General features: G+C 61.5%; 12 protein-coding genes and 1 tRNA gene. 8 read left to right on the forward strand and 5 right to left on the reverse strand.

Annotation, left to right across the window (positions count from 1 at the left end; all coding sequences use genetic code 11):
* Window positions 1-417: 417 nt before the first annotated feature.
* From HPQ62_RS08590 to HPQ62_RS08610, 5 genes are all read left to right on the forward strand, one after another.
* Window positions 418-1,470, forward strand: a complete 1,053-nt coding sequence (locus HPQ62_RS08590; RefSeq protein WP_174802131.1) for a threonine aldolase family protein — start codon at window positions 418-420, stop codon at window positions 1,468-1,470.
* 143 nt (window positions 1,471-1,613) lie between these two features.
* The gene (locus HPQ62_RS08595; protein WP_174802132.1) at window positions 1,614-1,913 is read left to right on the forward strand and encodes a BufA1 family periplasmic bufferin-type metallophore; all 300 of its coding nucleotides are present in this window, start codon (window positions 1,614-1,616) and stop codon (window positions 1,911-1,913) included.
* A gap of 54 nt (window positions 1,914-1,967) precedes the next feature.
* The gene (gene bufB / locus HPQ62_RS08600) at window positions 1,968-2,861 is read left to right on the forward strand and encodes an MNIO family bufferin maturase (protein ID WP_174802133.1); all 894 of its coding nucleotides are present in this window, start codon (window positions 1,968-1,970) and stop codon (window positions 2,859-2,861) included.
* Complete coding sequence (locus tag HPQ62_RS08605) at window positions 2,854-3,645, forward strand: HvfC/BufC N-terminal domain-containing protein (protein ID WP_174802134.1); 792 nt, start codon at window positions 2,854-2,856, stop codon at window positions 3,643-3,645. Before bufB ends, HPQ62_RS08605 begins: the two co-directional genes overlap by 8 nt.
* Entirely contained in the window at window positions 3,645-4,253 is a 609-nt protein-coding gene (locus tag HPQ62_RS08610; RefSeq protein WP_174802135.1) for a DoxX family protein, read from the forward strand. The genes HPQ62_RS08605 and HPQ62_RS08610 overlap by 1 nt, the downstream gene beginning before the upstream one ends.
* A gap of 11 nt (window positions 4,254-4,264) precedes the next feature.
* Here the strand turns inward: HPQ62_RS08610 and HPQ62_RS08615 are convergent, their stop codons facing one another.
* The 3 genes from HPQ62_RS08615 to HPQ62_RS08625 form a co-directional block, all read right to left on the reverse strand.
* Window positions 4,265-4,750 carry an Hsp20 family protein gene (locus tag HPQ62_RS08615; RefSeq protein ID WP_174802136.1) on the reverse strand — a complete coding sequence of 162 codons (486 nt, stop codon included), beginning with the start codon at window positions 4,748-4,750 and terminating at the stop codon, window positions 4,265-4,267.
* Between the two features lie 438 nt (window positions 4,751-5,188).
* Window positions 5,189-5,962, reverse strand: coding sequence for a histidinol-phosphatase (hisN, locus tag HPQ62_RS08620; protein ID WP_174802137.1), 774 nt, complete (start codon window positions 5,960-5,962; stop codon window positions 5,189-5,191).
* Window positions 5,963-6,277: 315 nt separating this feature from the next.
* The gene (locus HPQ62_RS08625) at window positions 6,278-7,171 is read right to left on the reverse strand and encodes an N-formylglutamate amidohydrolase (protein ID WP_174802138.1); all 894 of its coding nucleotides are present in this window, start codon (window positions 7,169-7,171) and stop codon (window positions 6,278-6,280) included.
* 161 nt (window positions 7,172-7,332) lie between these two features.
* On the opposite strand from HPQ62_RS08625, the gene cpdR reads away from it, so the two are divergent.
* From cpdR to HPQ62_RS08640, 3 genes are all read left to right on the forward strand, one after another.
* Entirely contained in the window at window positions 7,333-7,695 is a 363-nt protein-coding gene (gene cpdR, locus HPQ62_RS08630; protein WP_174802139.1) for a cell cycle two-component system response regulator CpdR, read from the forward strand.
* Window positions 7,696-7,782: 87 nt separating this feature from the next.
* Window positions 7,783-7,857, forward strand: a tRNA-Val gene (locus HPQ62_RS08635).
* A 173-nt stretch (window positions 7,858-8,030) separates the two neighbouring features.
* The gene (locus HPQ62_RS08640) at window positions 8,031-8,948 is read left to right on the forward strand and encodes an ROK family protein (RefSeq protein WP_342343691.1); all 918 of its coding nucleotides are present in this window, start codon (window positions 8,031-8,033) and stop codon (window positions 8,946-8,948) included.
* On the opposite strand, the gene HPQ62_RS08645 is transcribed toward HPQ62_RS08640, so the two are convergent.
* Together HPQ62_RS08645 and bcsA are read right to left on the reverse strand one after the other, a co-directional pair.
* The gene (locus HPQ62_RS08645) at window positions 8,936-11,275 is read right to left on the reverse strand and encodes a cellulose biosynthesis cyclic di-GMP-binding regulatory protein BcsB (RefSeq protein WP_174802141.1); all 2,340 of its coding nucleotides are present in this window, start codon (window positions 11,273-11,275) and stop codon (window positions 8,936-8,938) included. The genes HPQ62_RS08640 and HPQ62_RS08645 overlap by 13 nt on opposite strands.
* Window positions 11,275-13,464, reverse strand: a complete 2,190-nt coding sequence (gene bcsA / locus HPQ62_RS08650) for a UDP-forming cellulose synthase catalytic subunit (RefSeq protein ID WP_174802142.1) — start codon at window positions 13,462-13,464, stop codon at window positions 11,275-11,277. Before bcsA ends, HPQ62_RS08645 begins: the two co-directional genes overlap by 1 nt.
* Window positions 13,465-13,533 lie beyond the last annotated feature (69 nt).

Consider the following 13,533-nt stretch of genomic DNA (forward strand, 5'->3'; position numbering starts at 1 on the left):
CGGATAAGTCGCAAGGCCCGATCGCCTCGTCTCGGGTCCATTATAAACCCAAAGCGCCGTGGCGTCAGCCCCTCGACGGCAATCCTGCCGGACACAAAAATAGGACAGCATAACTGTCCTATCTGCACTACATGCCAGAAACAACGGAAACTGGCAAGCAAAATCACCGCCACGCGTCGCAAACTGCGAGCGAAAATTTCGCATGCTGCACTTCTGGCGAAATAAAGTTACCCATAGGGGCGTATATTCGTAATACGTGAAACAAAAAGGCGAATTTCGGGCAGATTCCACGCCTGCTGCGGGGCGGCGCGCAATCTTTCTGACGCGTTCTATCAACAGGGCTTTCGGCGCGCTACCTTTACAACGTGCGTCCCAACCCCTGATATCCTCAGCATCCGTCAATCGAGGTTCACTGCCATGTTCTTTGCTTCCGACAACTGGTCCGGCGCCCACCCCGCCATCGGCGCAGCCCTGATGCGCGAACAGTCCGGCTATGCCAATGCCTATGGCACGAGCGCCCTCGACCGCAAGATCGAGGCCCGTTTCAACGAGGTCTTCGAACGCGAGGTCGCCGTCTTCTTCGTCGGCACCGGCACGGCTGCCAATTCCCTGGCGCTCTCCTCCGTCGGCAGGCCGGGCGGCGTGGTGTTTTGCCACAAGGATGCCCACATCGCCAATGACGAGGGCGGCGCACCGGAATATTTCACCGGCGGCGGCCGCCTTGCGACCGTCTCCGGCGACAATGGCAAGATGGACCCGAAAACCCTGAAGCGCATCATCGGTCGCTATCCCGCCGATTTCGTGCACCACGGCCAGCCGATGGCCGTATCGCTGACGCAATCGACCGAGGTCGGCACGGTCTACACGCTCGACGAACTGGATGCGATCACGGCAGAGGCCAAGGCTCACGATCTGCCGGTGCATATGGATGGCGCCCGTTTCGCCAATGCGCTGGCAGCCCTTGATGTCAGCCCTGCCGAGATGACATGGAAGCGGGGCATCGACATCCTGTCCTTCGGCGGCACCAAGAACGGCTGCTGGTGCGCGGAGGCGATCGTGTTCATGAACCCGGGACAGGCCCGCGACATGCCGTTCATCCGTAAACGCGCGGCGCATCTGTTTTCCAAGACCCGGTTCATCTCCGCACAGTTCGATGCCTATCTGGAAGATGGTCTCTGGCTGGAGCTTGCGCGCCGCTCAAACGCGATGGCGGAGCGCATGCGCGAGGCTTTCCGGGGCTCCAATCACGCCCGCCTCGCATGGGAGACCAACACCAACGAGGTCTTCATCATCCTGAAGGAATCAGCAGCGGAGGCCGCGCGCGGGGCCGGCGCCAGGTTCTACAACTGGCTGCCGCCCGCCGATCAGCCGGATCTCGTCGGCGAGGGCGAAGTGCTTGCACGCTGCGTCACCAGCTTTTCCACAGAGGAAAGCGAGATCGACAGATTCGTCTCGTTTCTGACGGCCTGACGGTCACGCAGCCATCACGAACCGGTCATCCGCCGTGAAATCCTGATGACGCGCGATTGATTTCCAGTTGATGCAGCTCTCTGCGACACTCCCTCCTGCAAGACAGATTTCTTGCCGAGAACCAGAGGGAACAGGAGAATTTCATGTCACGGGTTTCAAAGATCAGCGCCGCGTCACTGGCCGGCGCGTTGGCGGTTGCCGCAGGCGCCATTGCCACAACCACCCCCGCCCAGGCCGCCAATGTGAAATGCTATGGCGTTGCCATGGCCGGACAGAATGATTGCGCCGCCGGCCCCGGCACCACCTGTGCCGGCACATCCAAGGTCGATTACCAGGGCAATGCCTGGAAATATGTCGCAGAAGGCACCTGCACCGAAATGTCGCTTCCGGGAGACCGGATGGGCTCGCTGGATCCGCTGATGCGCGATCTGCCGCAAATGTGAGCTCATGCCGCCGGCGTTCCCCCGCGCTGGCGGCACCCCTTTCGGGAGACGACGATGCGACATGTTTCTCCGCAGACGGCAGCGACCGGCCGGATTCCCGCCCGCGCTGGCGCCGGGTTCAAGACTGCCCATGCCGATGCCATCCTCAATGACGCCTATCGTGTCGGCTTTCTGGAGGTGCACGCCGAAAACTATATGGGCGAAGGCGGCCATCCGCACCGGATCCTGTCACGCATGCGCGCGGACTTTCCGCTGTCGATCCATGGCGTCGGCATGTCCATCGGCGCGCCGCGCGGTCTCGACCGCGATCACCTTTTGCGCTTGAAGGCGCTCGTCGAACGCTACGAACCGGGCCTCGTATCCGAGCATCTGGCGTGGTCGACCCATGACAGCGCCTATTTCAACGACCTGCTGCCGCTGCCCTATACCGAGACGACGCTTTCTCTGGTCACGGCCCATATCGACGAGGTCCAGACGGCAATCGGCCGCCCGATCCTGCTCGAAAATCCTTCCACCTACATCGCCTTTGCCGAGAGCGTGATCCCGGAAACTGAGTTTCTGACCGAGATTGCCGACCGCACCGGCTGCGGACTGCTGCTCGACGTCAACAATGTCCATGTTTCGGCGATCAACAACGGCTATGACGCGCTTGCCTACCTCAAGGCATTTCCGCTCGAGCGCGTCGGTGAAGTTCATCTCGCAGGACACGCCGAGGACCTTGATGACAATGGCGATCCGCTGCTGATCGACGCCCATGATCGCCCCGTCGCTGATGCGGTCTGGGGCCTTTACAGCTTCGTGCTGAAACAGTCGGGCCCGCTGCCGACGCTGATAGAGTGGGACAACGACGTGCCGGACTGGCCGGTGTTGAAGCGTGAGGCGCTGATCGCCGAGCGCCTTCTTGCAGACCATGGCGCTCATGCGCTGCTGGGAACCCGCCATGAATGAGACCCCAGCAGGGAAAGAGAACGGAGCCGCGTTCGCCGCCTTCGCATCAAGCCTGCTTTCGCACAAGGATGTGCCGGCGGGCGTCATCAATCCGCGCGGCGGCCGGGCGGAAAAGCGCTATGCGGTCTATCGCAACAATGTTGCCATGAGCCTGACATCGGCGCTTGCCGATATATTTCCGGTGACAAGAACCCTTGTCGGCCCGCGTTTCTTCGCTGCCATGGCGCAGGGCTTCATCGCTCAAAATCCACCGCGCTCGCCGGTGCTCGCGGCCTATGGCAGGGACTTTCCCGCCTTCATCGAAGGCTTTGCGCCTGCCCGCAAACTGTTTTTCCTCCCGGATGTCGCGCGCCTTGAACGGGCATGGCTCGATTGCTACCACGCTGCCGACCGTACGCCCCTTCCAGCCGAAGCCCTGACGGCGCTCACCGCCGATGCGCTCGCCGCAACGCGGCTCAAACCCCACCCCGCAGCACAATTGCTGCCGCTTGGCTCATCCGCCGTCACGATTTTCACCCGAACCAGGGCAGAGGGCGACCTGAAGGGACTTGATCCCTCGCCCGCCGAAACGGCGCTGATCACGAGGCCTGATTGCGATGTCGCCGTTCGCGGCGTGAGCGCGGGCCAGGCCTCATTTCTGCAGGCGCTGTTTCAGGGCGAAACGCTTGGCGACGCCGCAGCGGCGGCGCAGGACACAGATCATGGCTTCGACCTGCCAAAAGCCTTCGAACTGATCATCGCAACAGGCGCATTCGCCGCAATCCAGAAAACGGAGACGCCGTGATGCATAGGCTCTGCCGCATCGCTGACTGGTATACCGTGTCCGTTCACCGTATGGAGCGGTCACTTGCTCCCTGGCTGCCGGGGCTGCTCGCCCGCCTCGTCTTTGCCGCCACGCTCTGGCTCTACTTTCTGAACTCGGCGCTTACTAAGGTCGAGCCCGGCATTGCGGGCTTCTTCATGATCCGCGACAGCGCCTATTACCAGATCGCCCTCCCGGCAGTCGAAGCTGCGGGCGGCGACATTTCCGCGCTTCCTGCGTATTGGCACCTCGTCGTCGCGCTCGGCACCTATGCCGAATTCCTTCTGCCCGCAATGATCGTGCTCGGGATCATGACCCGCCTTTCGGCACTCGGCATGACCGTCTTCATCGCGGTCCAGACCCTTGTCGATATCACCGTGCATCAGGTCGGCGCCGAAACGATCGGCGCATTGTTCGACCGGTTTCCCGATTCGGCGATCCTCGATCAACGCCTGTTGTGGCTGTTTCCGCTGATCTACTTGGTCATTTATGGGCCCGGCATGGTCTCGGTGGATGGCGCCGCGCGCCGGTTGCTATGCGGCCAAAGAAAAACGGCGCCTCCCGTTAAGGAAGCGCCGCAGCGTATCTGAAACGAACGCAATCAGGCGGCGGTCTTTTCCTTGCCGGTATCGGCAGTGATCGTCTTCACCTGGTCGCCACCGCGCGTTTCAATCGCGATCCGGCGGGGTTTCATGGCTTCGGGGATGTTGCGCAGAAGCGCGACATGCAGAAGGCCGTTTTTCAGGGTCGCGCCGCGCACTTCCATATGGTCGGCGAGCTGGAAACGGCGTTCGAATGTGCGCTTGGCAATGCCACGATAGAGATACTCGCGGCCGTCATTGGCGTCTTCCTCGGCCTTTTCGCCCCGGACCGTCAGCACATTGGCATGCGCCTCGATCGAGAGTTCGTTTTCGCCGAAACCGGCGACGGCCATGGTGATCTGATAATCGTTTTCACCAGTGCGTTCGATATTGTAGGGGGGATAGGTCGGAGCCTGTTCAGGCTGGCCTACGGTGTCGAGCAGATTGAAGAGCCTGTCGAAACCGACGGTCGAACGATAAAGGGGTGAAAAATCGACGTTACGCATGATGTCCTCCTTTGAGCGACGAGTTTGCGAAATGTCCCGGCAATCCCGAAACCGGCGACTGCTGGGAGTGGTTTCGGACCCGCTCTGCGGCGTCCGACGAAAGATATCTGGGAACTGGCGAACGCCGTTTCAAGAGTTTTTGTTGCAGTGAAGACACCCTGCAGAAACGACACGCATTCCGCGATTGCAGTCTCCCTGAATTCGCCTTAAGGATGAATCAGAATATGATCGCTCGTTCGATGAACGCGATATGAACGCCTCATTGTTGCTTCGTTCATGCGAATAGTTGCATTCGTGTTTTGCCGGGAAATACGGCGCACCCGTCCCGGCGCCGTTGCCGCTCTTGACCCAGCGGTTGCGGTAACCTTGGCCGGAACCCCGTCGCTTTTACCCCTGTTCAAGCGGCAGGTTCCGGTCCTTTTCCCTTTTCGGTCGCACTCAGCCGTTCAGTAGCGCAAGGGCCGCCTGATGCAGCTCGGGCGTTGCCGCCGCCACGATATCACCGCCATCCTCCGGCCGTTCGCCCTTCCACGTCGTGAAGACGCCGCCCGCCTGCTCGACGATCGCGATCAGCGCGCCGATGTCGTAGGGTTTGAGTCCGGTCTCCACCACCAGATCCACATGGCCGCCGGCAAGCAGGCAATAGGCATAGCAATCCGTGCCGTATCGGGCGAGACGCACCCTGTCTTCCAGCCGGTCGTAATGGCTCTGCAGCGCGGGCGCGATGATGCGCGGCGACGTGGTGAACAGCACCGCTTCCTCCAGCACCTTGCATGCGCGCGTCCGAAGTTCTCGGGCGCCGCCCGGGCCGGTGTAGTGGCTTCGCACGCCATCGGCAAAATAGCGCTCGCCGGTGAAGGGCTGATCCATCAACCCCATCACCGACCGCCCATTCCTGTAAAGCCCGATCAGCGTTCCCCAGACCGGAACGCCGGAGATGAAGGCGCGGGTGCCGTCGATCGGATCAATGACCCAGACATGCTCGCGCTCCAGACCTTCGGCACCCTCTTCTTCACCGAGGATCCCGTGCTCAGGATAGACGTCCGAGATCAGGGCGCGGATCGCGCGTTCGGCCGCCCGGTCCGCCTCGGTGACCGGATCAAACCCGCGATCGAGCTTGTTGTCGACGCCGACGCCTGCGCGAAACCGCGGCAGGGTCTGCGCCGCCGCGGCATCGGCGAGCGTGTTGAAGAAGATGCGGTCGGGCTGCATGGAATTTCCTTTCGCTGGTGCCGGCAAGGCAGGGACCGGTCTGTACGGTTCTTCGAGCCCTGCCCCCGCTTTCGGCGCGACTATGCCTGAAAACGCGGAAAAAACGACCGGAGCGGGAGAAAAAGCGCGCAACAATTAAGCTAACCGCACAAAATTTATACAAATACAAATTTTGCGCAAATTTCAGGCAGGAGAACTTGACAGTTTGCAACCTGCGATCTAATCTCTCCTTACAGTCTTTCGACTGTGAATACCCTCCTTGGGTGTTTCCTCCCTAGACTTAACCGCGCCATGAGCGCGGTTTTTTTTGAAGTGTTACTCGGCCGCCAGCCCCGAGACCTCGCCGTCCGACCCGATGAACGCGGCAAACTCTCCGATGAAGATGTTGATCGCCTGCTTGACCGCGATGAATTCCGGTTTCTTCTGCAGGCTTGCCTCATCCGCATAGAGCCTGCGCGATATCTCGATCTGCAGCGCGTGGCTGCCGGCTGCGGGTCGGCCGTAGTGCTCGGTGATGAAGCCGCCGGCATAGGGCTTGTTGTAGGCTGTGGAAAAACCCATGCCCTCCAGAATGGAGATTGCCGCATAGGCGATATCCGCAGAAGCGCTTGTTCCGTATCGATCGCCAACGACGAAATCCGGCCGCCTGCGATGATTGCCGGCCGAGACCGTGCCCGGCATGGAGTGACAGTCGACCAGCACCGAGCGCCCGAACTGGTTGCGGGTCTCCTGCAAAAGCCCCTTCAGGCTGCGATGATAGGGCCGGTAGATCCACTCGATGCGCGACAGCCCGTCTTCGACCGAAAGCGGCCCCTCATAGATCGGCATGTTTTCCGCAACGATGCGGGGGATCGTGCCGAGCCCGCCCGCAACACGCGGCGAGACGGCATTTACATGAGCAGGCAGCGGACCGGAAAACATGCGCGGATCGAGTTCGAACGGCTCGCGATTGACATCGAGGAAGGCGCGCGGAAAGAACGCCCGCTGAAGCGGGGCGCCGAAGGCTGGCGCTTCGGCGAAAAGCTCGTCCACATAGAGATCTTCCGAACGGCGGATTTCGCTGGCATCGAGCCTGGAGGATTCCAGAAAGGCACGCGGATAGACCCTTCCCGAATGCGGCGAGTTGAACACGATCGGCAGCGTCTGGACCTCGGGGCGGATCACCTCGAAGAACGGGCTCCGGCTTTCCTGATTGCGCTGCGTTGTCACTCCGGCTCCTTTCAAGCCCTTTCAATCTATGATCTCCGGCCCATTCTGCCAAGCCGCGCCGCGGGCGGCGGAAAAGTTTGACCCGGTCTTTATTGCTTGTTTACGACAGAGGGTCTATCAGACCCGTTAATGACAAGCATGCGCCGATAGTGGTTGAGCCGATGGTACTGAAAATCCTGCTTGCTGAAGATGATGACGACATGCGCCGTTTCCTGGTGAAAGCCCTGGAAAAGGCTGGTTATCAGGTCGCAGCCTTCGACAATGGCGCAAGCGCCTATGACCGGCTGCGCGAGGAACCGTTTTCCCTGCTGCTGACCGACATCGTGATGCCGGAAATGGACGGCATCGAGCTTGCGCGTCGAGCGACAGAACTCGACCCCGATCTCAAGGTGATCTTCATCACCGGCTTTGCGGCTGTCGCGCTCAATGCCGATTCGCAGGCGCCTAAGGATGCCAAGGTCCTGTCCAAGCCCTTCCACCTGCGCGATCTCGTCGACGAGGTCGAAAAGGTGCTGGCGGCCTGATTTCCGGGCAAATCGGCAAGTCCGCAAAAAACCTTCAGAAATGAGTTGACGCCGCCGCCAAATTTTGGAATACACCGCGCCACGGATGGGCGTGTAGCTCAGCGGGAGAGCACTACGTTGACATCGTAGGGGTCACAAGTTCGATCCTTGTCACGCCCACCATCCGTTCCTTTTTCCTGTATGTTCAGCACTGATGATCCCCCTCGGGGGCGGACCTGTCGGGTCTTTCCTCCACCGTCATGCACCTGCCGGAAAGCGATTCCGATTTTCCCTGTGATAGTCTAGGTCTTGCCAAAGGGTTTTGCGGCGCTGTGCGCGCTGTCTGGGGAATGGACATGGGATATAGCGTCTTGAGCTTTGATATCGGCGGCACCGCGATCCGGGCGGCGACCTCTGTCGACGGGGCCGAGCCGGGCGAGGTCAGCCGAACGGCAACACCTGCCCACGACCGAGAAGCCTTTCTGGCATGCCTTGCAGACATGGCGGCGCGCCTGCCGCAAAGGCCCGATGCGATCTCGATCTCGCTTGCCGGCGTTGTCGATCCGCAAACGGGCCGCATGATCGTCGCCAATATTCCTGCAATCCATGGCACCGACCTTGCCGCCGACCTCAAGGCGCGAACCGGCATGCCCGTGATCATCACCAATGATGCCGATTGCTTTGCAGTCGCCGAAGCCGTCTTCGGCGCGGGCCGGCAGCATGACATCGTGTTCGGGATCATTCTCGGCACAGGCGTCGGCGGCGGGCTGGTATCCGGCAGGAGGCTGATCAACGCCAAGGGCGGATTTGCCGGCGAATGGGGCCACGGGCCGATCGCTCCGGCAAGGGCGAACGGACTGAGCCTGCCGCCCTTTGCCTGCGGCTGCGGTCTGTCGGGCTGCCTCGATACGGTTGCAAGCGCGCGCGGCCTTGAACGCCTCCACGCCCATTTCAGCGGGCAAACACGCGATTCGCGGCAAATCCTGGATGGCTGGCGCAAGGGCGAGGCCGCTGCGGCCCAGACGGTCGGCGCCTATCTCGACCTGATCGCCGGTCCGCTGGCCGTCTGCGTCAATCTGACGGGCGCCACCATCGTGCCCGCAGGCGGCGGCCTGTCAGCCGCCCACGACCTGCTCGACGCGATCGACAGGGCCGTCAGGCCTCTGACGCTCAGGAACTTCGACCGTCCGCTGGTGGTGCCGGCAATGAGCGGGCCAGAGCCGGGCCTTGCCGGCGCTTCCGCCATCGCCTGGCAGCAGCATCAATCCTCGTAGCGTCCGAAATGGGTCAGCATGGCCTTGGTGGCGATCCCCAGAAGCACGGAGAACACGACCAGCGCCAGCGAGAACGACATCGTATTGGTTGAGAACCAGTTGGTCGCCACCAGGCGCAAGTTCGCAATCGAGAACGGCGTATCGAAAATGAAGTCGGTCGCTCCCATCGCGATATTGTCGATGACCCCGGTATTGCGGTTGTAGGTGGTGATCCTGCCCTGCACGGCATCCCAGTGCTGACGCTTCATCAGCGCCGTCATGCCGTTGGAAAGGTTCTCCGAAGATGGTGCTGAGATCAGCGTCCAGGCCCCGTCGCCATCCGGGCTCGGCTCCTGCGCGATGATCATCGAGACAGAGTTCGGCGGCAGGTATTCGGTGTCCGGCCGCGGCAGGAAGCGCAGGGTCTCGAACGACAGATCGTAATTTCGCTTGAGATACTTCTCGACCTCGAAGATCCAGTTGTACCAGCCGGCCGTGACCTGCTCGTCCCACTGCTCGATCGTGGTCTCGGGCGCTTCGTTGTAATTGGCCTCGCCGCCGACCTGCTGCGTCCACACGCTTCGGCTCGTCTGCGAAATCTTGGTTTCCCTCAAAGCCTCGGTCGGCACCTGACCGATGGAGCCGACGAAGATCGCATCGCCCTCCCCGATATCCTCGGTGGAATGCACGATATCGACGGGGATCTGCTGGCGCGCGGCATTGGATAGCTTGGCGACGAAATCCGAGGCGGTCGTCAGCGTGTCGGCGCTGAGATTGTCGATGTAGAGCGGAATGCGGTCGCTGTGGCGCGAATAGGGAAAGCCCGTGCCGCCGGTTGCCCACAGATCCGGCACCTGCGCCACCCGCCCGAAGTTCGGCATCTCGAACTCGCTCGTGTCGAACACGGCAAAACGCGCCGTATCATCGGATGTCGCGCCGGGCAGGCAGGCAGCATCTTCGCGGGTCAGGAGCGCTGCCTCGAGCACGATCTTGTTCACGCCCGGCTTCATGTGCCGCATGGTGAAGCGCACCGGCGTACGGCGCAGAACGGCGCCATTGACCGTGCTGATCGGCCATGTCGCGGCAAGCTGGTCGTTGACGAAAACATGAAGACGGCTTCCCGGCAGCACCATCTGGCCATAGGCCGCATCGAGCAGAAGCCGCGCCTCGCCATAGGCATCGGCATAGAAATCGGCGGGAAGGCCGATGGTGAACTCGGCGCGGAAGCTGCGGCCGGAAAATTCCTGCGTCGGAATGCCGAGCTGCTCGAAGGTCAGGCGCTTGTGGCCTGTCAGAAGCTGCGTGTCCTGCTTGCGCCAGGAATGCGTGGAATAGGCTTCGTCCTTCGCGGCGGCACTGCGCGCGGCCGGCGTGGTGATGCCATCGATCAGCGGACCGATCCGCTGCCACGAGGGGGCAACGAGAACCAGCACGCTCTGGCCGAGCGCATTGGTGCCCACGAAACGGGCGGACTGCGACGTACCGATATCCGGCAGGGCGTCGCCGAGAAGCGGGCGCAGCTCGTCCGGCGTGCCGACATAAACCGGCAGGACGCCGGAGCCGAATTTCACCGGCTCGGACTTTGAATAGGTGAAATAGGTGTTCGGCATGTCGGAAAGAAGCGCCAGCCCCTGGGCAAGTTCCAGCAGGGGATCGGCGGCAATCTGATCCGAAAGCGCCGGCGCGACGATGTGGAACTGCGTGCGCCCCTGTGCATCGACACCGATCGCCCGGATATCGGCGATCGTCGACAGTTCAGAGGTTGCCGGATCATCGAACATCAGGAAAGTGCGGGCCGGGTCGATATCGGTCCAAAGGTCATAGGTCGAATCGAGATCGCAGTCAGTGCGGTGACGCTGCTTGATCCTGATCGAGAACTGGTTGTAGCCGGCCTTCAGAACGCCCTCCGGCACATCGAAGCGCAGATCCGACTTGCGCTCCGAGGAATCGAGGAGCGGCGTTGCGATCTCGACATTGTTGAAGGCGATCTTGAGCTCGGAATATTCCGGGGCGACGAAGATCGAATTCTGATAGCCGATGTTGAAATGCGTCACCGACTTCGCCTGCGCCTCGGTCAGATAGACCGACCAGGCCCGCTCGACATTCTCGCCCTCAAGCCGCATCTGGTCGGCCGGGACGATGTAGCGGAAGAACGGAAGGGTCTCGACGGCAGGCGTGACGGGTTCGACATTGCCGGGATTTTGCGGCGCCGACGGCGCGCGCGGCAGCGGGCCGGAACCATCCGCCCCCATGCTGAAGGGTGCGACCGAAGAGGGAGCGCCCGTCTGGGCTGAGGCAAGCGGCATTCCGGCCAGCAGGAAGGCCATGAGAAGCAGTGAAGTCTTCATCAGCCCTTGCCCCTCGCCCGTGCCGACGCGCCGCCGGTATTGGGCTGATATTTGCCGATGAAATAGCTCATGCCGCGGCCCATCTGGCGCACTGCGGTCTTGATGAACCAGAAGGTGCCGCCCAGTGTGCCGGGATCGTTCTTGCGCGATTGCAGAAGCTGCTGCCAGCGTTCGGAATTGGCGAACATCAGGTCGGAAATCACCGAATAGTGCAGGCTTGAAACCGGTGCATAGCGGCAGCCGACCATGGCGAGTTCGCCGAGCGAGCGGGCATGGCGGATCATCACCGGCACCTCGCCGGCATCCCCGCCCTTGTGCGGCTCCACGCGCAGCAGCGCTTGGGTGCCAGGCCTCAGGCGGTCGAGATCGCGGACCTGCACCTGCAGGCCGGCGCCATCGGTGGACACATCCTCGATCGTTCCGCGATAAACGCTGTCGCCGATCACCAGTTCGCAGCGGCGCGACATCTTGATGCGCCGCGCCTTCTGGCGTTCGCCCGCTTCCGAAACCACGCCAAGCGCCGCAGCCGTCAGGAACAGGTTGAGGAAGTTCCAGCCGCCCACCACCCAGGTCACGCCAGCCAGATAGGGCTCGGCATAAAGGCGGTAGACCATCATCACGCAGGCGGCCACATAGATGAAGAAGATGATGAAGAACGGACGGCTGATTTCCGAAAGCCGGCTGTGCTCGATCGACTCGTCCTTCGCCGTCACCTTGAAGGACGGCTTCTTGGGGTTGAGGATCGCGGACACCACGGCGGGCATCAGATGCACGGTCTGGATATATTCGTAGAGCTCGGAGATCCAGGGCCAGCGGAACTGGCCGAACAGATAGTTCTGCGTCAGCATGTTCACGATCAGATAGGAAAGCGTGTAGGCCAGGAACTCGCCACCCGAGGCATCGAAGATCTGCAGGCCGAAGAACAGGTAGCAGAGCGGCGCGATCATGAACGAGGCGCGGGCGAAGGGAAACAGCCAGAACAGGTTCGAGGACATGTAGCAGAGGCGCTGCGGCAGGGAGAGGCCGCGCAGCAGCAGCGGAAACTTGAATCGCAGGATCTGCATCATCCCCTGCGCCCAGCGGCTGCGCTGTCCGATGAAGCTCGAGAAGGTCGCGGGCTGAAGACCGGCGATCAGCGGCCGGTCGACATAGACGCTGTTCCAGCCATTGGAGTGCAGCTCGACGGCGGTTTCGCAGTCCTCGGTAATCGATACGCCCGAAAAGCCGTTCACCGAGTTCAGCGCCTCGCGGCGCAGCACTGCGGCAGAGCCGCAGAAGAAAGACGCGTTCCACTTGTCGAGACCGCGCTGGATGATGCCGTAGAACATCTCGTTTTCGCTCGGCATCAGCTCATAGGTCCGAAGGTTTCGCTCCAGCGGATCGGGATTGATGAAGAAGTGCGGCGTCTGGACCAGAAACAGCTTCGGGTCCTCCATGAAGTAGCCGACCGTCTCGGTCAGAAAATCATTGGCAGGCGCATGGTCGGCATCGAACACCACGATCAGATCGCCGGTGGTATACTGCAGCGCGTGGTTCATGTTGCCGGCCTTGGCATGCTCGTTGCGCGCGCGGGTGATGTAGCCGCAGCCGAGCTCGGCAGCCAGCTGCCTCAGTTCGCGGTGACGGGTCTGCGCCAGGCTTGCCTCGACAAGGTTCTTGGAGTTGCGCTTCTGCTCCGTGCCGCCGTCATCGAGCAGATAGACCTTCAGCTTATCCGGCGGGTAATCCATCGCCTTGGCCGCAGCCAGCGTATTCGAAAGGAGCGTGGCATCCTCGTTATAGGAGGGAACATAGACGTCCACATAGGGCAGGTCGCCCTCAAGCTTGCCCCAGCGCGGACGCACGGGCAGCGGAAGTGCAACCACGAAAAGGCTGAGCGCCAGCATGCCGACCGAGAACATTTCGGCGAAATACAGCAACAGGCCTGGAATGAAATATTGCAGCTCCGTGATCGGCGGCAGCGTGCTTGTGGTCCGCCAGAACACGTAGCGCAAGACAACCGACGTGCCGAATGCAAGCGCGATCAGCCGCCAGTTGCCTTCCGCATGCATCTGCTTGAGAACCAGCATCACGGCGACGGCGACGACACTCACGACGATCTGCGTGCGAAGATCGATGGGGAGGGAGACGAGGCCGAGCAGGAAGATCGCTGATATGATCCAGGCAATGGCGATTGCGATCTTGCGCATTATGCAGGTCCTTCCGACAGGCTATTGCGCCCTTATACGCAAGAAAACTAAAAATTGTCTTGCAGAAGC

The organism is Martelella limonii, from assembly GCF_013344475.1.
Taxonomy (GTDB): Bacteria; Pseudomonadota; Alphaproteobacteria; order Rhizobiales; family Rhizobiaceae; genus Martelella; species Martelella limonii.